General features: G+C 68.4%; 20 protein-coding genes. 12 read left to right on the forward strand and 8 right to left on the reverse strand.

The annotated features are described in order from the left end of the window. Positions 1 to 8 precede the first annotated feature (8 nt). The 3 genes from Q0632_RS02250 (at position 9) to Q0632_RS02260 (ending at position 1808) form a co-directional block, all read left to right on the forward strand. A complete protein-coding gene (locus Q0632_RS02250) occupies positions 9 to 761 on the forward strand; it encodes a sulfite exporter TauE/SafE family protein (RefSeq protein ID WP_298924413.1) in 753 nt (250 codons plus the stop codon). Positions 762 to 869: 108 nt separating this feature from the next. Further along, positions 870 to 1274: a response regulator gene (locus Q0632_RS02255; protein WP_298923930.1), complete on the forward strand. Its 405-nt coding sequence runs from the start codon at positions 870 to 872 to the stop codon at positions 1272 to 1274. A 90-nt stretch (positions 1275 to 1364) separates the two neighbouring features. Further along, positions 1365 to 1808: a response regulator gene (locus Q0632_RS02260; protein ID WP_298923932.1), complete on the forward strand. Its 444-nt coding sequence runs from the start codon at positions 1365 to 1367 to the stop codon at positions 1806 to 1808. A 97-nt stretch (positions 1809 to 1905) separates the two neighbouring features. On the opposite strand, the gene Q0632_RS02265 is transcribed toward Q0632_RS02260, so the two are convergent. Then, complete coding sequence (locus tag Q0632_RS02265) at positions 1906 to 2556, reverse strand: DsbA family oxidoreductase (RefSeq protein WP_298923934.1); 651 nt, start codon at positions 2554 to 2556, stop codon at positions 1906 to 1908. Between the two features lie 60 nt (positions 2557 to 2616). Between Q0632_RS02265 and Q0632_RS02270 the strand changes: the two genes are divergently transcribed. Beyond that, positions 2617 to 4356: a cation:proton antiporter gene (locus tag Q0632_RS02270; protein ID WP_298923935.1), complete on the forward strand. Its 1740-nt coding sequence runs from the start codon at positions 2617 to 2619 to the stop codon at positions 4354 to 4356. 35 nt (positions 4357 to 4391) lie between these two features. Here Q0632_RS02270 and Q0632_RS02275 read toward each other — a convergent pair whose 3' ends face one another. The 3 genes from Q0632_RS02275 to aroC form a co-directional block, all read right to left on the reverse strand. Then, complete coding sequence (locus tag Q0632_RS02275; RefSeq protein ID WP_298923936.1) at positions 4392 to 5177, reverse strand: alpha/beta fold hydrolase; 786 nt, start codon at positions 5175 to 5177, stop codon at positions 4392 to 4394. Between the two features lie 97 nt (positions 5178 to 5274). Then, positions 5275 to 6459, reverse strand: coding sequence for an MFS transporter (locus Q0632_RS02280; protein WP_298923937.1), 1185 nt, complete (start codon positions 6457 to 6459; stop codon positions 5275 to 5277). A gap of 4 nt (positions 6460 to 6463) precedes the next feature. Then, positions 6464 to 7561, reverse strand: a complete 1098-nt coding sequence (gene aroC / locus Q0632_RS02285) for a chorismate synthase (RefSeq protein ID WP_298923938.1) — start codon at positions 7559 to 7561, stop codon at positions 6464 to 6466. Between the two features lie 89 nt (positions 7562 to 7650). Here aroC and Q0632_RS02290 point away from each other — a divergent pair, with 89 nt between their 5' ends. Next, positions 7651 to 8073, forward strand: coding sequence for a cupin domain-containing protein (locus tag Q0632_RS02290; protein ID WP_298923939.1), 423 nt, complete (start codon positions 7651 to 7653; stop codon positions 8071 to 8073). Positions 8074 to 8170: 97 nt separating this feature from the next. Here the strand turns inward: Q0632_RS02290 and Q0632_RS02295 are convergent, their stop codons facing one another. Continuing rightward, positions 8171 to 8827 carry a glutathione S-transferase gene (locus Q0632_RS02295; protein ID WP_298923940.1) on the reverse strand — a complete coding sequence of 219 codons (657 nt, stop codon included), beginning with the start codon at positions 8825 to 8827 and terminating at the stop codon, positions 8171 to 8173. 133 nt (positions 8828 to 8960) lie between these two features. On the opposite strand from Q0632_RS02295, the gene Q0632_RS02300 reads away from it, so the two are divergent. Next, positions 8961 to 10172 (forward strand): polyhydroxyalkanoate depolymerase, encoded by a 1212-nt coding sequence (locus tag Q0632_RS02300; RefSeq protein WP_298923941.1) that lies wholly within the window; start codon positions 8961 to 8963, stop codon positions 10170 to 10172. Between the two features lie 52 nt (positions 10173 to 10224). Here the strand turns inward: Q0632_RS02300 and Q0632_RS02305 are convergent, their stop codons facing one another. Then, complete coding sequence (locus Q0632_RS02305; RefSeq protein ID WP_298923942.1) at positions 10225 to 10689, reverse strand: CBS domain-containing protein; 465 nt, start codon at positions 10687 to 10689, stop codon at positions 10225 to 10227. 85 nt (positions 10690 to 10774) lie between these two features. Here Q0632_RS02305 and Q0632_RS02310 point away from each other — a divergent pair, with 85 nt between their 5' ends. From Q0632_RS02310 to Q0632_RS02325, 4 genes are read left to right on the forward strand one after another with little or no spacing between them, the layout of a single operon-like run. After that, entirely contained in the window at positions 10775 to 12085 is a 1311-nt protein-coding gene (locus Q0632_RS02310; protein ID WP_298923943.1) for an O-acetylhomoserine aminocarboxypropyltransferase, read from the forward strand. Next, complete coding sequence (locus tag Q0632_RS02315) at positions 12085 to 12891, forward strand: alpha/beta hydrolase (RefSeq protein ID WP_298923944.1); 807 nt, start codon at positions 12085 to 12087, stop codon at positions 12889 to 12891. Before Q0632_RS02310 ends, Q0632_RS02315 begins: the two co-directional genes overlap by 1 nt. Positions 12892 to 12914: 23 nt before the next feature. Then, entirely contained in the window at positions 12915 to 14174 is a 1260-nt protein-coding gene (locus tag Q0632_RS02320) for a cytochrome P450 (protein ID WP_298924415.1), read from the forward strand. A 24-nt stretch (positions 14175 to 14198) separates the two neighbouring features. After that, positions 14199 to 14543, forward strand: a complete 345-nt coding sequence (locus Q0632_RS02325) for an Mpo1-like protein (RefSeq protein ID WP_298923945.1) — start codon at positions 14199 to 14201, stop codon at positions 14541 to 14543. On the opposite strand, the gene Q0632_RS02330 is transcribed toward Q0632_RS02325, so the two are convergent. Next, positions 14533 to 15966 carry a class I adenylate-forming enzyme family protein gene (locus Q0632_RS02330; protein WP_298923946.1) on the reverse strand — a complete coding sequence of 478 codons (1434 nt, stop codon included), beginning with the start codon at positions 15964 to 15966 and terminating at the stop codon, positions 14533 to 14535. The two genes, Q0632_RS02325 and Q0632_RS02330, sit on opposite strands and share 11 nt — an antisense overlap. A 6-nt stretch (positions 15967 to 15972) precedes the next feature. After that, the gene (locus Q0632_RS02335) at positions 15973 to 17175 is read right to left on the reverse strand and encodes a YihY family inner membrane protein (RefSeq protein WP_298923947.1); all 1203 of its coding nucleotides are present in this window, start codon (positions 17173 to 17175) and stop codon (positions 15973 to 15975) included. Positions 17176 to 17197: 22 nt separating this feature from the next. Between Q0632_RS02335 and Q0632_RS02340 the strand changes: the two genes are divergently transcribed. After that, the gene (locus Q0632_RS02340; protein WP_298923948.1) at positions 17198 to 17593 is read left to right on the forward strand and encodes a DUF2069 domain-containing protein; all 396 of its coding nucleotides are present in this window, start codon (positions 17198 to 17200) and stop codon (positions 17591 to 17593) included. Then, on the forward strand, positions 17590 to 19008 hold the full coding sequence (locus Q0632_RS02345) for an FAD-binding oxidoreductase (protein ID WP_298923949.1): 1419 nt from the start codon (positions 17590 to 17592) through the stop codon (positions 19006 to 19008). The genes Q0632_RS02340 and Q0632_RS02345 overlap by 4 nt, the downstream gene beginning before the upstream one ends. The last annotated feature ends 7 nt before the right edge of the window (positions 19009 to 19015 follow it).

Consider the following 19015-nt stretch of genomic DNA (forward strand, 5'->3'; position numbering starts at 1 on the left):
GTCGCGCGATCGACCCGCTGATCCCCATCGTCATTGCCGGCGCCGCCATGGCCGGCTTCGTCCAGGGCCTGTCCGGCTTCGGTTTCAGCCTCACCGCCATGTCGCTGTGGGCCTGGCTGCTGGAGCCGCGGCTGGCGGTGGCCCTGGCGGTCTTCGGCGGCTTGACCGGCCAGGTTTTCAGCGCGCTCACCGTGCGCCGCGGCTTCAGCCTGGCCCAGGTCGGCCCCTTCCTCGCAGGCGGCCTGGCCGGCCTGCCCCTGGGCCTGTTGCTGCTGCCGCGGCTGGACATCCCTGCCTTCAAGGGCCTGCTTGGCTTGCTGCTGGTGGTGGTGTGCCCGCTGATGTACTTTTCGGCGCGCCTGCCGCGCGTGACCCGCGGGGGCCGTGTCGCCGACGGCCTGGCCGGCGCGGTGGGCGGCTTCATGGGCGCGCTCGGCGGCTTCAGCGGCGTGGTGCCCACCCTGTGGTGCAGCCTGCGCGGCATGGCCAGGGACAGCCAGCGCAGCGTCATCCAGACCTTCAACCTCGCCGTACTGACGGCCACCTTCGGCAGCTACCTGCTCACCGGCATCGTCACCCCCGCCATGCTGCCCCTGTTCGCTATCGTCGCACCGGCCGTGGTGTTGGCCTCCCTGCTGGGAGCGCGCGCCTACGCCGGCATCAGCGACACGGCCTTTCGCAAGCTGATCCTGCTGCTGCTGACCGCCTCGGGCATCGCCCTGCTGGTCGCCGCCCTGCCGGAATTGGGCCGGCGCCTGTAGCCGCAGCCCGGACCGTGGGAATTGGCCCACAGTGGCCACCCGTCGCAGTGGCAGGCGCCTGGTTAGCATGCCATCATGCATGGGTGTAACGGGCGAAGGAGACAGGCCGTGACCCTGAAAGCGTACGTGGTGGAAGACAGCCCGGCGATCCGCTCGAGCCTGGTGGAGTCGCTCGAAGAGCTCGCCGGCATCGTCACCACCGGCGTCAGCGGCCAGGAGCAGCAGGCCATCGCCTGGCTGGGCGACCCGGCCAACGCCTGGGACATCGCCATCGTCGACCTGCTGCTCGAATCCGGCGGCAACGGCCTGCGCGTGCTGGCCGCCCTGCGCGGGCGCAGTTCGCAGCAGAAGGTGGTGGTGCTCACCGGCATGGCCAGCGCCGAGGTCCGGCGCCAATGCGAAACACTGGGTTGCGACGCCATTTTCGACAAGGCCATGGAGGCCGAGGCCCTGCTGGATTTCTGCGCCGCCCTCTCGCGCGAGGCCGCCACCGCGGCCCAGCCTCGCGCATGACTGACTGTGCGAAAATGTTTCGCACCCGGCCCGCGCAACGCGCAAGGCAATCCCAAGGCCGGAGCAACACAGCATTTCACCAGGCCCACAATGAACGACGCCGCGATCCTCGTGGTGGATGACAATCCCGACCATCTTGAACTGACCGTCATGGCGCTCAGCGAATGCTGCGACGTCTCCAGCATCGCGACGGCAAGCGACGGCGTCGAAGCCCTGGACTACCTGTTCGGCCGCAACAGCCACGCCGGCCGCGACACACGCCAGCAGCCCCGGCTGGTGATCCTGGACATGAAACTGGTGCGCATGCACGGCCTGGAAGTACTCAAGGCTCTGCGGGCCGACCCACGCACGGCGGTGCTGCCGGTGGTCATGCACTCCTCGTCCACCGAAAAGAGCGACATCGCTGCGTGCTATGCCAACGGCGCCAACAGCTATGTGCGCAAGGCCACCGACTACGACGAGCTGCGCCGCAAGATGCGCCAGGTGTATGCGTTCTGGATGACGGTCAACGAGCGCTTCAGCAACAGCGGCTGACAGGCCTCAGGCGGCTCTTGAGCGGCGCTGGGCCGCCCCAAGGCGCGAAGGCCCCCTCGGGGGGCAGCGAGCTACACGCAGTGAGCAAGCGTGGGGGTCAACTGCCCGTGATCTGCCGCAGCGCCTGCTCGAAAGCCTCGGGCGGCTGGCCACCCTGGACCAGGTGCTTGTCGTTGATGATGACCGAGGGCACGGCATGGATGCCGTGGTCCACGTAATAGCTCTCGCGCTCGCGCACCTGGTCGGCATACTCCTCACCCGCCAGGATCTCGCGGGCCCGCGCGCCGTCCAGCCCCGCGGCCTCGGCAGCCTGGGCCAGCACCTCGAGGTCCTCCATCACGCGGGCCTCGCCGTGGTAGGCCTGCAGCAAGGCCTTCTTCAGCGCGTACTGGGCCTGCGGCCCTTCCAGTCCGGCCCAGTGCAGCAGGCGGTGCGCGTTGAAGGTGTTCCAGACACGGCCGCGCCCTTCCTTGCGGAACTCGAAGCCCAGGGCCGCGCCGCGCTGGCGGATGTTCTCGCGGGCGCCGGCCTGCTGCTCGGGCGTCGATCCGTACTTCTCGCGCAGGTGCTCACCGATGTCCTGGCCGCCGGGCGGCATGTTGGGGTTGAGCTCGAAGGGCTGGAAGTGCAGTTCCACCGGCACCTCGCTGCCCAGGCGGCGCAGCGCCTCGTCCAGGCTGGCCAGGCCGATCGCGCACCAGGGGCAGGCGATGTCGGAGACGAAATCGATCTTCAGTGGCTTGTTCATGGCGTCCATGCTAGTGGGCTTTGAATGCCCCCGCCAGAGCAAAGCTGATAAGGTCATGCCATGCATTCCGCCGGCTTCATCCAGGATCTGGCCGTGATCATGCTGATCGCGGGCCTGGTCACCATCGTCTTCCATCGCCTCAAGCAGCCCGTGGTCCTGGGCTACATTCTGGCGGGGGTCATCATCGGGCCGCACACGCCGCCCTTCGCCCTGGTCAGCGACGAGCACACCATTCGCATCCTGTCGGAGCTGGGCGTGGTCTTCCTGCTGTTCTCGCTGGGCCTGGAATTCAGCCTGCGCAAGCTGGCGGCGGTGGGCATGACGGCCGTGGTGGCCGCCGTCACCGAGATCGCCGCCATGCTGGCCATCGGATTCGGCCTGGGCCAGTGGTTCGGCTGGAGCCGGATGGACTCGATCTTCCTCGGGGCCATCCTGTCGATCTCCTCGACGACCATCATCGTCAAGGCGCTGTCCGAGCTGCAGCTCAAGAACCAGCGCTTTGCCCAGCTGATCTTCGGCGTGCTGATCGTCGAGGACATCCTGGCCATCGCCATGATCGCCCTGCTCTCGGCCCTGGCCACCACCGGCGAGGTCGATGCGCCGGCGGTGTTCGGCACCCTGGGCCGGCTGTCGCTGTTCATGGTGGTGTCGCTGGTGCTGGGCATCCTGGTCGTGCCGCGCCTGCTCGACTCCGTGGCCAAAGCGGCCAGCGACGAGATGCTGCTGATCACGGTGCTGGGCCTGTGCTTCGGCTTTTGCCTGCTGGTGGTCAAGCTCGAGTACAGCATCGCCCTGGGCGCCTTCGTCATCGGCGCGGTGATGGCCGAGTCGCGCCAGCTGCGGCTGATCGAGCGCCTGACCGGGCCGCTGCGCGACATGTTCAGCGCGATCTTCTTCGTCTCCATCGGCCTGCTGCTCGATCCCGGTGTGCTGCTGGCCTACGCCGGGCCTATTGCCATCATCACGGCGGCGGTGGTACTGGGCAAGGTGCTCTCCTGCGCGGGCGGCAGCTATCTGGCGGGCAACGACGGCCGCACCTCGGTCAAGGTCGGCATGGGCCTGGCGCAGATCGGCGAGTTCTCCTTCATCATCGCCTCGCTGGGCCTGACCCTGAAGGTGACCAGCGACTTCCTCTACCCCATCGCGGTGGCGGTGTCGGCCCTCACAACGCTGTTCACGCCCTACCTGATCCGGCTGTCGGACCCGCTGAGCCTGCGCGCCGCCGCTGCCATGCCCACGCGCCTGTCGGCCTGGCTGGGCCGCTACCCGGCCTGGCTGGCACGCCTGTCCCGGCCCGGCGATGCCGTCCACCTGCGCGCCATCATCGGCCGCATCGTGCTGCAGGTGCTGGTCAATTTCGCTCTGATCGCGGCGGTCTTCATCGCCGGCGCCTATGCTGGCTCACAGCTGGGCGGCGTGGTCAGCCTGCCGCTGCTGGACGACCCCCGGGTGTCCGATGCCCTGGCCTGGAGCGCCGCCCTGCTGGTGTCCCTGCCCTTCCTGATCGCCGCCTACCGCAAGCTCAAGGCCCTGGCCATGCTGCTGGCCGAGATGCTGGTGCGCTCCCGGGTGCTGCGCCGGGCCATGGAAGAAGTCATCCCCGCGGCCGGCGTCGCCGGCATCCTGGCGCTGATCGGCTGGCTCAGCGCCAGCATCCTGCCACCCTGGGAATGGCTGGCCGGCATCCTGGCCGGCGCGGCCGTGGTCACGGCGGTGCTGTGGCAGCGCTTCGTGCGCCTGCACACGCGGCTGCAGCTGGCGCTGATCGAGACCATGCAAGCCCACAGCAGCCCGCACTGAGCGGGCACGTTTTCCGGCGGCCTGCCGGCAGCCGCCTACGCCATGGCAGGGTCGCGCTGGGTGCGCAGGAATTCACGCACCAGGGCGGCGAACTCGTAGGGCTTTTCCACCGCGCTCATGCGCCCGGTGTCCAGGGTGCGCAGCTCCGCGCCTGAGATGCTGCGCGACAAGGCTGCGCCCTTGTCCAGCGTGATGCTGTCGTCGTGCTTGGCGGCGATCACCAGGGTGGGGCAGGCGATCAGCGGATTGCTGCCGCCGAAATCGACGTCCAGGATGGCCTGGCAGGTGGACACATAGACCTGCGGATCGGCCTCGACCAGCACCGAACGCAGTTGGGCGGCCGTGGCCGCACCATGCGGGTCGGCCAGGAAGGCCGGCGAGAACCAGCGCCCCATCGCCTCCTGGGCAACGCCTTCCATGCCGTGGTCCAGCGCCATCTTGGCCCGCGCCAGCAGGCGCTGGCGGATCACGCCATCGAAATAGGTGGCGGAATTGGCCATCACGATGCTGGTCACCAGATGCGGGTAGCGCAATGCCAGCTGCTGGCCCACCATGCCGCCCAAGACCAGGCCGACAAAGCTCACCGGGCCGTCCGCATGCTCCTGGATGAGGCTGGCGGCGTCGTCGGCGAAAGCGGCCATGGTGAAGGGCCCCGGCAGCCGTTCCGAACGGCCGTGGCCGCGGTGGTCGTAGCGCAGCACCGTGTAGTGGCGCGCCAGGATTTGCGCCACCTCGTCCCACATGCTCAGGTCGCAGCCCAGCGCGTGGCTGAGCATCACCACCGGTCCTCGGCCTTGCTTGACGAAATTCAGGTGCGGCATGCGTGTCCCCGTCGCCATCGAACCGGCATTTTGGTCGCCGGGTGGCAATTTGCCGTGGAATTAATGCCCAAGATGTACCGTTTCATGTGCACTGATCCTAATGCGCAACAGTGCAGCGCTCCAGCCGGTCGACCCGCCAGGCGCAAAAGGTGCCGATGGCGCCCAGCACGGCGGCGATGCCATACATCCACTCGAAGCCCCAGCGCGAGGCAAAGGCCCCTCCGGCGAGCACGCCCAGCACCCCGCCCAGGCCGTAGCCGGTGACGGTGAACAGTGCCTGGCCGCGGCCCCGCAGGCGGCCGGGAAAGTGCTGGGTGACCATGGCGATGCAGGCCGTGTGGTGGGTGGCGAAAGTCAGCGCATGCAAAAGCTGGGCGACAAACAGGACAGCCAGCCAGTCGCCGCCCGCGCCCGTCAGCGCCATGCGCAGCGCCGTCGCCGCGCCGCAGACCACCAGCCAGCGGGACATCGGCAGACGGCCGATCAGCCGGCCCTGCCAGAAGAACCAGCCGATCTCCACCAGCACCGAGACGGCCCACAGCGCCCCGATCATGGCCTTGCTATAGCCCAGCGCGTCCAGGTACAGCGACAGGAATCCGTAGACCGCGAAGTGCGCCATCACATGGAAGAACAGCGCGGCAAAGAACCAGCGCAGCACCGGCTGGCGCAGCACCGGGCCGATCGGCTCGCGCGGAGCATCGGCGTGGGTGGGCTTCTCGCGCACATCGGGCAGCCACCAGGTGCAGGCCAGCACGCCGGCCAGGGTCAGCAGGGTCCAGCCGGGGAAATGCCCCATGCCGAAGTGCTCGAACCAGGCGCCGGCCAGAAAGACCGTGAGCATGAAGCCGGCCGAGCCCCACAGGCGGATGCGGCCGTAGCGGCCCCAGTCGCCGGCCACCAGGTGGGCCATGGCGGCCTCGGTCAGCGACATCATCGAACTGGTGTGGGTGAACAGCAGCAACAGCACCAGGGCTATCCACAGGGCGCCACCGTCCCACCACAGGCCCAGCGAAGCCACCAGGGCCACGGCGGCGCTCAGCCGCAGCAGCCGCACCCGCTCACCCGTGTGGTCGGACAGCGCGCCCCATGCATAGGGCGCAAACACCCGGGTCAGGGACTGCACCGAGGTCAGCAGGCTGATGACGACGATGGGCAGGCCCAGGCTCTTGAGCCACAGCGGCAGGTAGGGATTGAAAAAGCCGATGTGGGCGAAGTAGGTGGCCGACAGCGCGGCAAATGGCACGATCTGGCGGCCTCTGGCCGCCACTGCAGGCAGGCTCATTCCGTCACAGGAAGGAAGCCTGGATCCGCTCCATCGGCGGGTCGACGTCGGCGTTTTGCGCCCGGTTGCGCAGCGCATGCTCCATCAGCACCAGGGCCAGCATGGCCTCGGCAATCGGCGTGGCGCGAATGCCCACGCAGGGGTCGTGGCGGCCCTTGGTCACCACCTCGGTGGCCTCGCCGCGCACATTGATGGTCTCGCGCGGGCTGATGATGGAACTGGTGGGCTTGATGGCGATGGACACCTCGATGTCCTGGCCTGTGCTGATGCCGCCCAGCATGCCGCCGGCGTTGTTGGAGCGAAAGCCCTGCGGCGTCATGGAGTCGCCGTGGCTGGTGCCGCGTTGCGCCACGCTGGCGAAACCGGCGCCGATCTCCACGCCCTTGACGGCGTTGATGCCCATCATGGCCCAGGCGATGTCGGCGTCGAGCTTGTCGAACAGGGGCTCACCCAGCCCCACCGGCACATTGCTCGCGGTGACGCGGATGCGCGCGCCGCAGGAGTCGCCGGCCTTGCGCAGGCTGTCCATGTAGGCCTCCAGCGCCGATACATCGGCCACCGGGGCGAAAAATGGGTTGTGGGCGACATGCTCCCAGCCCTCGAACGGGATGGCCAGCTCGCCGATCTGCTGCATGCAGCCGCGAAACAGCATGCCGTGCTTGTGCGCCAGCCATTTCTTGGCGACCGCGCCGGCCGCCACCATGGGCGCCGTCAGTCGCGCCGAGGAGCGCCCGCCGCCGCGCGGGTCGCGCAGGCCGTATTTGTGCAGGTAGGCGTAATCGGCATGGCCGGGTCGGAAGGTCTGGGCGATCTCGCTGTAGTCCTTGCTGCGCTGGTCGGTATTGCGGATCAGCAGGCAGATGGGGGTGCCGGTGGTCCGGCCCTCATAGACGCCCGACAGGATCTCGACCTTGTCCTCTTCCTGGCGCTGGGTGACATGGCGGCTGGTGCCGGGACGGCGCCGGTCCAGGTCGCTCTGGATGTCGGCCTCGGACAGCGCCATGCCGGGCGGGCAGCCGTCAATGACGCAGCCGATGGCCGGGCCATGCGATTCGCCGAAGTTCGTGACCGCGAAGAGTGTTCCGAAGGTGTTGCCGCTCATAGACCCGGATTATCCCAGAGGGGGCCGGGAATGCTTCCTGCTTGGAATGCTGACGCGGGGCCCGCCAGGCACCGAAGGAGAGCAAAGCCATGCTGGACCGGACCAAGACCCAGTTCTCGCACGTCAAGCCCACCGATACGACTTATGTGTCGGGCGGTCTGCGTGATTTCTTCCTCTACCGCGACCTCGGCATCGCCGAAGCCACCCAGGGCAAGGTGATCGCGCACCTGGTCAAGGCCAATATGGCACCTGAAACGGGCACAGGCTGGCACCGCCATGAGGCGGATTTCCAGATCGTCATCATGATCAAGGGCTGGGCCCGCTTCATGTACGAGGACAAGGAAACCCTGGTCGAGGCCGGCGACTGCGTGCACCAGCGGCCCGGCATCGCCCACTACCTGTTCGACTACTCGCCCGACATGGAGTACCTGGAGATCGTCTCCCCGGCCGACTTCAAGAGCATCGACGTCGAGCCGGTCTGCGCCATCCCCCCCGCGACGCCCTGGAAGTAGGCCCACCACCGAAGCGGCCTACGGCCGCCTCCCCCTCAAGGGGGCGCCACCAGCGGACCGGCAAAGCCGGATCCGCGGTGGCCCACGAAGGGACGGGTCAAAACTCAGCGTCCAACTCGTCGATCTCGTCGGGTTCCTTTTTCGCCGCGGTGACCCACTCCTTCATCGCCGGCAGTTCCATGACGCGCTTGCAATAGGCCACGCTGGCCTTGTCCAGCGGCACGTCGTAGCTGAGGAAGCGCGTCACCACCGGTGCGTACATGGCGTCGGCCATGCAGGGCTGCTTGCCGAACAGGAAGGGACCGCCATAGGCGGCGAAACACTCCTTCCAGATCGCCAGCACGCGGTCGATGTCGGCCTGGGCCCGCGACCAGACCTTGAAGCCGGGGAAGTGGGCCTTGATGTTCATCGGCAGGGCGCCGCGCAAGGCTGAAAAGCCCGAATGCATCTCGCCGCAGATGGCACGGCAATGGGCCCGGGCCTTGATGTCGGCCGGCAGCAGGCCGGCCTTGGGCTTGATTTCGTTGAGGTATTCGCCGATCGCCAGGGTGTCCCAGACCTTGACCCCGCCATGCTCGAGCGAGGGCACCAGCATGGAACTCGACAGCAGCAGCATCTCGGCCTTCATGGCTGGGTCGTCCGGCGGGATCACCTTTTCGCTAAAGTCCAGACCGGCCAAGCGGGCCATCAGCCAGCCACGCAGCGCCCAGGCGCCGTAGTTCTTGCTGCTGATGGTGAGGACGGGCTTGGCCATGTTGTCTCCTGGTGCGGCGGAAAGCTCCGCCTGAACCCCTATCGCAATCCCTGTGCCAGAGCGGTGCATGCTGGCCCGCAACTTGCCTGCCTTTGCACCGGGCAGGCCACCAGCCTGCCGGAAAGCCCAGCCCATGCTCTACCAGGCGTACCAGACGCAATCCGACTTCACCTCGCCGCTGCGCCTGCTGGCAATGCAGCAAAGCAGCCTGCTGTGGCTGCAAAAGACCGAGGGTTCGCTGCTGCGCAAGCTCTCTGCCGCAGCCGAGGTGGTGTCGCGCATGCGGCTGACCCATTCGCGGCCGGCCTATGGAATCGCCAGCGTCCAGGTCCAGGGCCATGCCGTCACTGTGGTCGAGGAAAAAACCCAGACCCTGCCCTTTGGCACCTTGCTGCACTTTCGCAAGCCGGGCGTTGCCGCCCAGCCAGCGGTGCTGCTGGTGGCGCCACTGTCGGGCCATTTCGCCACCCTGCTGCGCGAAACCGCGCGCACCCTGCTGCAGGACCACGACGTCTACATCACCGACTGGCACAACGCCCGCGACGTCCCGTTGCGCGAGGGTGGCTTCAGCCTGGACGACTACATCGACCACATGATGCAGTTCATGGCGGCGATCGGCCCGGGCGTGCATGTCGTGGCCGTCTGCCAGCCCTGCGTGGCGGCGCTGGCCGCCACCGCCCTGATGGCCGAGGACGACCATCCAGCCCAGCCGCGCAGCCTGACCCTGATGGCCGGCCCGGTGGACTGCCGTGTCAACCCGACGGCGGTCAACACACTGGCCACCAGCAAGCCGATCGAATGGTTCGAGAAGAACCTGATCAGCCACGTGCCCTTCCCCCATGCCGGCCACATGCGCCGCGTCTACCCCGGCTTCGTCCAGGTTTCGGCATTTCTGAGCATGAACCTGGAGCGGCACAAGCAGCAGTTCCGCAACCTCTACCAGCACCTGGTGGATGGCGAGATCGAGCAGGCCGACGTGATCCGGGTGTTCTACGACGAGTACCTGGCGGTCAACGACCTGCCGGCCGAGTTCTACCTGGAGACGGTCGAGAAAGTCTTCCAGACCTACGACCTGGCCCGCGGCGAGCTGTACTACCGCGGCCGCAAGGTCGATTGCGGCGCCATCCGGCGCACCGCCCTGTTCACGGTCGAGGGCGAACGCGACGATATCTGCGCGGTCGGCCAGACCGTGGCCGCGCAGGATCTGTGCACCGGCATCCGGCCCTGCCTGAAAACCCACCACATCCAGACCGGTGTGGGCCACTACGGGGTGTTCAGCGGCCGGCGCTGGAACCAGCAGATCTACCCGCGCCTGCGCGACGTGGTGCACGCCGCCAGCAATTAAAAAGCCCCCACGAGGGGGCCTTCGCAGCCGGGGACGGCCCGTCGCCGCCCCGTCAGAGCCTGGGCGCCGGTGTCTCGTCGCCGGTCTCAGGCCAGTCGCGGATGTAGGCCTTGAGCATCTTGTTCTCGAAGTTCTGGCTGTCCACCACGGCCTTGGCCACGTCGTAGAAGCTGATCACGCCCATCAGCATGCGCCGGTCCATCACCGGCATGTAGCGCGCGTGGCGCTCCAGCATCATGCGGCGCACCTCGTCGAGCTCGGTTTCCGCGGTGCAGGTCAGCGGATGGTCGTCCATCGCCGTGCGCACCAGGGTCGAGCCGACCACGCCGCCGTTCTTGACGATGCAGACGATCACCTCGCGGAAAGTCAGCATGCCCACCAGGTCGCCATGGTCCATGACGACCAGGGAGCCGATGTCTTTTTCGGCCATGGCGTCGATGGCTGTGGCCAGCGGCTCGTCGGGTGTGACGGTGTACAAGGTGCTGCCCTTGACGCGCAGGATGTCGCTGACTTTCATGGTTGCTCCTCGGGGGCAGGGTGGTCGAACGAATATAGCCCACAATCGTGCCGTTCCACAGAGGCATTCCGAGGAGACACCCCCCATGCCCGGCTATTCCGACCCCGGTTTCGACACCCTGGCGCTGCACGCCGGCGCCGCGCCCGATCCGGCCACCGGCGCCCGCGCCGTCCCCATCCACCTGACCACGTCCTTCGTCTTCGAGTCCAGCGACCACGCGGCGGCGCTGTTCAACCTGGAGCGCTCGGGCCACGTCTATTCGCGCATCAGCAACCCGACCAACGCGGTGCTGGAGCAGCGGGTGGCCGCCCTGGAAGGCGGCATCGGCGCCATCGCCACCGCCAGCGGCCAGGCCGCCCTGCACCTGGCCATCGCCACCCTGATGGGCGCCGGTTCGCACATCGTCGCCAGCACGGCGCTGTATGGCGGCTCACAGAACCTGCTGCACTACACCATGCGCCGCTTCGGCATCGAGACCACGTTCGTCAAACCGGGCGACATAGCTGGATGGAGGGATGCGGTCCGGCCGAACACCAAGCTGCTGTTCGGCGAGACCGTGGGCAACCCCGGCCTGGACGTGCTGGACATCCCGGTGGTCAGCGAGATCGCCCATGCGGCCGGCGTGCCCTTACTTGTGGATTCCACCCTGACCTCCCCTTACCTGATGCGGCCCCTGGATCTGGGCGCCGACCTGGTCTACCACTCGGCCACCAAGTTCCTGTCGGGCCATGGCACGGTGATCGGCGGCGTGGTGGTCGACGGCGGCAGCTTCGACTGGGACGGCCCGGCGGCAGCCGGTCGCTTTAGCGAACTCACCGCGCCCTACGAGGGCTTCCACAACATGGTCTTCAGCGAGGAGTCCACCGTCGGGGCCTTCCTGCTGCGCGCGCGCCGCGAAGGCTTGCGCGACTTCGGCGCCTGCATGAGCCCGCACACGGCCTGGCTGATCCTGCAAGGCATCGAGACCCTGCCGCTGCGCATGGAGCGCCACATGAGCAATACCGCCAAGGTGGTGGAATTCCTGGCGGCCCATCCCTTCGTCTCGCGTGTGGGCCATCCCATGCTGGCATCCCACCCCAGCCACGCGCTGGCGCAAAAACTGTTGCCCAAGGGCGCGGGCTCGGTCTTCAGCTTCGACATCAAGGGCAACCGGGCCCAGGGCAAGGCCTTCATCGAGGCGCTCAAGCTGTTCAGCCACCTGGCCAACGTCGGCGACTGCCGCTCGCTGGTCATCCACCCGGCCAGCACCACCCATTTCCGCATGACCGACGACGCCCTGGCCGGTGCCGGCATCGGCCAGGGCACGATCCGCCTGTCCATCGGCCTGGAAGACCCGGCCGACCTGGTGGAGGACCTCAAGCGCGCCCTGAAGGCGGCGGAAAAGGCGGGCGCCTGATGGAACTCCTCGTCAACGGCCACAAGACCTTCGTCTACACCGGCGGCAAGCCCTTCGATGCCGCCAAGCCCAGCGTGGTCTTCCTGCATGGCGTGCTCAACGACCACAGCGTCTGGATCCTGCAGACCCGCTATGTCGCCCACCACGGCTGGAACGTGCTGGCGCCCGACCTGCCCGGCCACTGCAGGAGCGCGGGCGCACCGCCGCGTTCGGTGGAAGAGGCCGCGCAGTTCGTGCTGAACCTGCTGGATGCCGCTGGCGTGCCAAAGGCCGCCCTGGTGGGCCACAGCTTCGGCTCGCTGGTCGCACTGCAGGCCGCGGCCATGGCGCCGGAGCGCATCAGCCACCTGGCCTTGCTGGGCACGGCGGCGCCCATGAAGGTCTCGCCTGCCCTGCTGGACAGCTCGCTGCACCAGCCGATGCAGGCCATCGCCATGGTCAACCTGTTCTCGCATTCCATGCTGGCGCCGCCGCCCTCAGCCCTGGGTCCAGGCACCTGGCTGTACGGTGGCTCCAGGGCGCTGATGAAGCGGGTGCTGGCCAGCAACACCCAGGTCAACCTGTTCCACACCGGCTTCAAGGCCTGCGACGACTACAGCGGCGGCGAGGCGGCAATGGACAAGCTGCAATGCCCGGTGCTCTTCGTGCTGGGCAAGAACGATTCCATGACCCTGCCCAGGATGGCCCTGCCGTTGCAGGAGCGCGCGAAGAACGGCCGCACCGTCCTGCTGGAGGCCGGCCACCAGATGATGACCGAGGCGCCCGACGGCGTGCTGTTCGCCCTGCGCGGCTTCTTGCAGCCGTGAACGGCATCGCCATCACGCCACCGATGACGGCGCAGCGCGCCGGCGAGATCGCGCACACGCTGGACCTGCGCGCCCTGCCGCCCGACTTCTACGCAAACCCCTATCCGGTCTATGCCCATCTGCGCGCCACCGAGCCAGTCAAGCGCATGCCGGACGGTTCGTATCTGCTCACCCGCTATGCCGACCTGGTGAGCGTGTACCGCGACGCCGAGAGCTTCAGCTCGGATAAAAGGGTGGAGTTCACACCAAAGTACGGGGAAGGCGCCCCGTTACTGGAGCACCACACGACCAGCCTGGTGTTCAACGACCCGCCGCTGCACACGCGGGTGCGCAAGCTGATCATGGGTGCGCTGACGCGGCGCGCCATCGCCGACATGGAGCCGGGCCTGGTCACGCTGGTGGACGGCCTGCTCGATGCGATCGAAGCCCAAGGCGGTGGCGACCTGGTCGAGGATTTCGCATCGGCGATTCCCGTGGAGATCATCGGCAACCTGCTGGGCGTTCCGCACGCAGACCGCACGCCCTTGCGCGCGTGGTCGCTGGCCATCCTGGGCGCGCTCGAACCCAGGCTCACGCCCGAACAGGAAGCGCTGGGCAATCGCAGCGTTAACGAGTTCAGCGCCTATCTCAAAACCTTGGTCGCTGAGCGCCGCAAGCGCCCCGGCGACCCGGAGCACGACGTGCTGACCAGGCTGATCCAAGGAGAGCAAGCAGGTGAAACGCTCAGCGAGTCCGAGCTCTTGCATAACTGCGTCTTCATCCTCAACGCCGGCCACGAGACCACCACCAACCTGATAGCCAACGCCCTGGTGGCGCTGCAGGAGTGGCCGCAGGAAAAGTCCGGATTGCTATCGAAATTGAAGCATCACAGGGAGGATCTCCGGGCTCTGGAGGCCGATTTGACCCTTGCAGTCGACGAGTTCCTGCGCTTCGAGTCGTCCAACCAGTTGGGCAACCGGCGCGCCCGGCGCGACTGCGAAGTCGGTGGCGTGGCGCTGCCGGCGGGCGCCCTGGTGACACTGTGCATAGGCGCGGCCAACCGCGACCCGGCGCAGTTCGACGACCCCGACACGCTGCGGCTGGACCGCGAGCCCAATCGCCATCTGGCCTTCGGCTTGGGCATCCACCAGTGCGCCGGCCTGAGCCTGGCGCGGCTGGAAGGCCGCATCGCCATCGGCCGCTTCCTGCAGCGTTTTCCCGGCTACCGGCTGACGGCCAACCCGACCCGTGGCGGTCGCGCACGTTTCAGAGGCTTCTTGCAGGCGCCGTTTGCGCTGGCCTAAACTGGCGCAAACAGGAGACAAACCATGGACAGCACAGCCCATCCCGCATCCGCCGGCGCGGTCGACCCACGCAGCTTTGCCAGCTTCGCGCAGTTCTATCCCTTCTATCTCACCGAGCACAGCAACCGGACCTGCCGCCGCCTGCACTTCGCCGGCTCCACCCTGTCGCTGGTCTGCCTGGCCCGGCTGCTGACCACCGGCAATGCCTGGTGGCTGCTGGCCGGCCTGCTGTGCGGCTATGGCTTCGCCTGGATCGGCCACTTCGGCTTCGAGAAGAACAAGCCGGCCAGCTTCAAGCGGCCGCTCTACAGCTTCATGGGCGACTGGACCATGTACAAGGACATCTGGACCGGCAAGGTCAGGATGTAGCGAACAGCCGCAGCAGGGCCAGCCGGTCGACCTTGCCGCTGGCCAGCTGCGGCAGGGCGTCGACAAAGAGCACTCGGGCGCCAGTGCCCAGTTGCAGTGACTGCTCCAGCAGGCGCAGCTGCGGCGCCTGCTCGGTGCCCGGCTCCTGCGCCAGGGCGATGCCCACGGTGACAGCGCCGCCGTCCAGGCGCACGGCCAGCACCGCGCAATCGCGCAGCGCCAGCAGGCCGCGGATCTGCTCCTCCAGCCGCACTGCCGGCAGCTTGATGCCACCCAGGTTGACCAGGTCGTCGTGGCGGCCGGCCAGTTGCAGCAGGCGCGGGCCCACCAGGGCGCCCCAGTCGCCGCTGTGGAACCAGCCGTCGCGCAAAGCCGTGTCGCCCTGCGTCGCCGCCCCCACATAGCCGTCGGCCATGGCCGGCGTGCGCAGCACGATGCGGCCGGTCTGGCCGGCCGGCAGCTGCGCGCCAGCCTCGTCGACGATGCGCACGTCCACCCCCGCGCTGAGCACGCCGCGGCCCTGCGCATCGAGGTCGTAGCAGATGCCGCCGGTCTCGTTGGCGCCGTAGCGGCTGATCAGCGGGCCGCCGAAGACCTGCAGGGCGCGTTCGCGCAGCTGCGGCGAGACAAAGCCGCCCACGGTGCCGACGAAGACTTTGCGGCGCGCCTGGAATTGCGGCGGCAACTGCGCCAACAGGCGCTCCAGGTGCAGCGGCAGTGCCCAGATGTGGCTGGGGTCCAGCGCCGGCAACGCGCTGCCCGACACAGCCAGCAGCGTGCCGCCGCGGCGCAGGCAGGCGCAGCTGTGGCTGAAGGCGGTGTTGATCACCAGCGGCCCGGCCAGCATCAGGCGCGTGTCGCGGCCGTAGCCCGAGTTCTCGGCGCCGCTGTCGATCCAGTGCTCCATGGCCTGGCGCGAGACCTGCATGAACTTGGACAGGCCCGATGAGCCCGAGGTGCGGATCAGGCGCTGCGGTTCGTGCGGCTCCAGCACGGCGCGCGCAGCCTGCATGGCAATTGCGGTGGGCGCGGCCAGCGCCTGCTCGATGAAGGCCGTGTCCGCCAGCTGGAAGCGCGCCGCCACCGGCACCTGCTGCGGCGCCTCCGACAGCACCCAGTCCACCAGGCCAAACAGCGCGGGCGCATCGGCGTCATCGCGAGCGCTGAACAGGGCCGAGACCGCGCCGATGTTCTCGCAGGCCAGCAGCCCCAGCAGTTGCAGGTAAAAGCCCGGCTGCGACAGCGCCACCCGCTGGCCGCGCTGCACGCCCAGCGCCTGCAGGCAGCGGCCCAGGCCGTCGATGCCGCGCAGCAGGCTGGCGTAGGTCCAGGCCTGGCGGTCCTGGACCACGGCGATGCGGTCCGGCTCGCGCATCGCCACCGCCTCGATCCATTCGAAGCTGGTGGGCGGCGGCCGCCCCATGGCCATCTACAACACGTCTTTCAGGTAGACCGTGGACAGGCCGCCGCTGCGCCACAGCCCCGCGGTCGACTCCGATTGCGGCAGCAGCAGATGCCGCATCAGCGGCTCCAGCGCCGTGGCCTGCGGATCGGCCAGCAGCAGGTAGCGGGTAGCGTCCTCGTCATCGACCTCGTTGACGCGGCCGATCCAGTCCAGGGCCACCAGGGTCTCGAGCACCGGCTCGAGCTGCAGCGCGTCGACCTGCAGGGCCTGGCCCAGCGCCGCCGCACTGAGCCCACGCTGCGCCGTCGGCCGGCTGCGCCCGAGCGCCTGCAACACCTCCAGGGCCAGCTGGAACTGCCAGCCGTGGCCGCCGCCGCGCCGCGCCACCCCGGCCATCAGGCTGGGCAGGTAGGCCGCGACCACCGCGCCCGCCAGCACGACGACCCAGGCCACGTAGATCCAGACCAGCAGGATGGGAAAGGTGGCAAAGGCGCCGTAGACCGCCGAATAGGTGGGCACCATGCCGATGTAGGCCGCCAACAGGCGCTTGGCCAGCTCGATGCCGGCGGCGGCGAACAGGCCGCCGGCCCAGGCGTGCGAACGCCGCACCGGCGTGTTGGGCACGTAGCGGTACAGCGCCGCCAGGCCGGCGGCCAGCAGCACGTACTCCAGCAGGTCCAGCACGAAGCGCAGGCTGCCCGGCATGGCCCCGACCAGGCCGCGCGAGGCCGACAGCACATAGGAGCTCAGGCTGATGGACGCGGCCAGGAGCAGCGGGCCCAGGGTCATCACCGCCCAGTAAATGAGGACCCGGCGTCCCAGCGAGCGCGGCCGCCGCACCCGCCAGATGCCGTTGAGCGTGCGGTCGATGGTCAGCACCAGGGCCAGGGCGGTGAAAAACAGCGCCGCCAGGCCGGCCACGCCCAGCCGGCTGGCCTTGCCGGCGAACTGCGTGAGGTAGCCCAGCACCTGGCGTGCGATGGCCTCGGGGATCAGGCTTTGCACCAGCCAGTTCTGCAGCGCCACCTGCAGCTTGCCGAACATGGGAAAGGCGGTGAACACCGCCAGCACCACGGTGAAGAAAGGCACCAGGGCGATGGTGGTGGTGAAAGTCAGGCTGCTGGCCGTCAGGCCCAGCCTGTCCTCGCGGAAACGCTCGCCCAGCGTCAGCGCAGTGGACTTCCACGGAAAGTGCGACAGGTCGTTGAGCAGTTCACGGGCGTCCATCGCCGCTATGATGCCATCGCCCATGGACACCACCCCCGCCTCACCGCCCGCCGCCCTCCCCCCCGATCCCGCCGTCGCCCTGACCCGCACCCTGGCCGTGGCCAGCCTGCTGGGACTGATCGTTCTGGGCCTGGCCTGGGAGCTGTGGCTGGCGCCGCTGCGCCCGGGCGGCACCTGGCTGGCCATCAAGGTCCTGCCGCTGTGCATCCCGCTGGCCGGCATCCTGCGCCACCGCATGTACACCTACCGCTGGGTCAGCCTGCTGGTCTGGCTGTATTTCACCGAAGGCGTGGTGCGCGCCTGGGGCGACCGGCCGCCGGGCAACTGGCTGGCGATGCTCGAGGTCGTGCTGTGCCTGGTGTTGTTCGCGGCCTGCGCCCTGCATGTGCGCCGCCGCCTGCGAAAATCGGCGCCATGAGCTCCCTGATCGACCAGTTGCGCCGCATCGCCGGCGCGGCCAACGTGCTGCACGAAGGCGACCTGGACGCCTACGAAACCGACTGGCGCAAGCGCGCGCGCGGCAAGGCCCTGGCCGTGGTGCGGCCAGGCTCCACCGGCGAGGTGGCCGCCGTGGTCAAGGCCTGCGCCGCCGCCGGCGTGTCCATCGTGCCGCAGGGCGGCAACACCGGCCTGGTGGTGGGCTCCACACCCGACAGCTCGGGCACCCAGGTGGTTCTGAACCTGGCGCGCATGAACGCCGTGCGCGCCGTCGATGCCGACAACCTGACCATGACGGTGGAGGCCGGCTGCGTGCTGCAGATGGTGCAGGACGCCGCCCAGGTGGCCGGCTTCCTGTTTCCCCTGAGCCTGGCGGCCGAGGGCAGCTGCACCATCGGCGGCAACCTGGCGACCAATGCCGGTGGCACCCAGGTCGTGCGCTACGGCAATGCGCGCGAACTGTGCCTGGGCCTGGAAGTGGTCACCGCCGCCGGCGAGGTCTGGGACGGCCTGTCGGGCCTGCGCAAGGACAACACCGGCTACGACCTGCGCGACCTGTTCATCGGCAGCGAGGGCACGCTGGGCATCATCACCGCCGCCACGCTGCGCCTGCACCCCCTGCCCGCGGCCACCCTGACGGCCTGGGCTGCCCTGCCCTCGCTGGAGGACGCGCAGGCCCTGCTGGGGCTGGCCCACCGCCAGCTGGGCGCCAGCCTGACCGGCTTCGAGGTGATGGGGCAGTTCGCCCTGAGCCTGGTGGTGCGCCACTTCAGCCAGCTGCGCGTGCCGCTGTACGAGGACTCGCCTTACTGCGTGCTGCTGGAAACCTCCGACAGCGAGTCCGAGGAGCATGCCCGCACGCGCCTGGAGCGCCTGCTGGAACAGGCGCTGGAAGACGGCTGTGTCACCGACGCGGTGCTCGCCGGGAACCTGTCGCAGGCGCGCCAGCTCTGGCATGTGCGCGAGAGCATCCCGCTGGCCCAGGCCGAAGAAGGCCTGAACATCAAGCACGACATCTCCATCCCGGTCTCGCGCATCCCCGAGTTCTGCCTGGAAACCGACGCCTTGCTGCGGCGCGAAATTCCCGGCGTGCGCCTGGTCAACTTCGGCCACCTGGGCGACGGCAACCTGCATTACAACGTGCAGGCGCCCGAGGGCGGCGACAACCAGGCCTTTCTGCGCGACTGGGAGGACAGGGTCAACACCCTGGTCTACGACTCGGTCCAGGCTTTCGGCGGCTCGATCTCGGCCGAGCACGGCGTGGGCAGCCTCAAGCTGGACAAGCTGCCGCACTACAAGTCGCCGGTGGCGCTGGACATGATGCGCGCCATCAAGAAGGCCCTGGATCCTGCCAACACCCTCAATCCGGGCCGCGTGGTCCGGCCATTTGCATAATTGCGCC

It is taken from the genome of uncultured Ramlibacter sp. (assembly GCF_936925435.1).
Taxonomy (GTDB): Bacteria; Pseudomonadota; Gammaproteobacteria; order Burkholderiales; family Burkholderiaceae_C; genus Ramlibacter.

Coding starts and splice junctions, on each gene's coding strand:
- Q0632_RS02265 (WP_298923934.1), bottom strand. CDS start 2,556: ATGAACAAGCCACTGAAGATCGATTTCGTCTCCGACATCGCCTGCCCC.
- Q0632_RS02340 (WP_298923948.1), top strand. CDS start 17,198: ATGGACACCACCCCCGCCTCACCGCCCGCCGCCCTCCCCCCCGATCCC.
- Q0632_RS02305 (WP_298923942.1), bottom strand. CDS start 10,689: ATGAAAGTCAGCGACATCCTGCGCGTCAAGGGCAGCACCTTGTACACC.
- Q0632_RS02290 (WP_298923939.1), top strand. CDS start 7,651: ATGCTGGACCGGACCAAGACCCAGTTCTCGCACGTCAAGCCCACCGAT.
- Q0632_RS02315 (WP_298923944.1), top strand. CDS start 12,085: ATGGAACTCCTCGTCAACGGCCACAAGACCTTCGTCTACACCGGCGGC.
- Q0632_RS02320 (WP_298924415.1), top strand. CDS start 12,915: ATGACGGCGCAGCGCGCCGGCGAGATCGCGCACACGCTGGACCTGCGC.
- Q0632_RS02345 (WP_298923949.1), top strand. CDS start 17,590: ATGAGCTCCCTGATCGACCAGTTGCGCCGCATCGCCGGCGCGGCCAAC.
- Q0632_RS02270 (WP_298923935.1), top strand. CDS start 2,617: ATGCATTCCGCCGGCTTCATCCAGGATCTGGCCGTGATCATGCTGATC.
- aroC (WP_298923938.1), bottom strand. CDS start 7,561: ATGAGCGGCAACACCTTCGGAACACTCTTCGCGGTCACGAACTTCGGC.
- Q0632_RS02295 (WP_298923940.1), bottom strand. CDS start 8,827: ATGGCCAAGCCCGTCCTCACCATCAGCAGCAAGAACTACGGCGCCTGG.
- Q0632_RS02310 (WP_298923943.1), top strand. CDS start 10,775: ATGCCCGGCTATTCCGACCCCGGTTTCGACACCCTGGCGCTGCACGCC.
- Q0632_RS02260 (WP_298923932.1), top strand. CDS start 1,365: ATGAACGACGCCGCGATCCTCGTGGTGGATGACAATCCCGACCATCTT.
- Q0632_RS02280 (WP_298923937.1), bottom strand. CDS start 6,459: ATGAGCCTGCCTGCAGTGGCGGCCAGAGGCCGCCAGATCGTGCCATTT.
- Q0632_RS02335 (WP_298923947.1), bottom strand. CDS start 17,175: ATGGACGCCCGTGAACTGCTCAACGACCTGTCGCACTTTCCGTGGAAG.
- Q0632_RS02275 (WP_298923936.1), bottom strand. CDS start 5,177: ATGCCGCACCTGAATTTCGTCAAGCAAGGCCGAGGACCGGTGGTGATG.
- Q0632_RS02325 (WP_298923945.1), top strand. CDS start 14,199: ATGGACAGCACAGCCCATCCCGCATCCGCCGGCGCGGTCGACCCACGC.
- Q0632_RS02300 (WP_298923941.1), top strand. CDS start 8,961: ATGCTCTACCAGGCGTACCAGACGCAATCCGACTTCACCTCGCCGCTG.
- Q0632_RS02330 (WP_298923946.1), bottom strand. CDS start 15,966: ATGGGGCGGCCGCCGCCCACCAGCTTCGAATGGATCGAGGCGGTGGCG.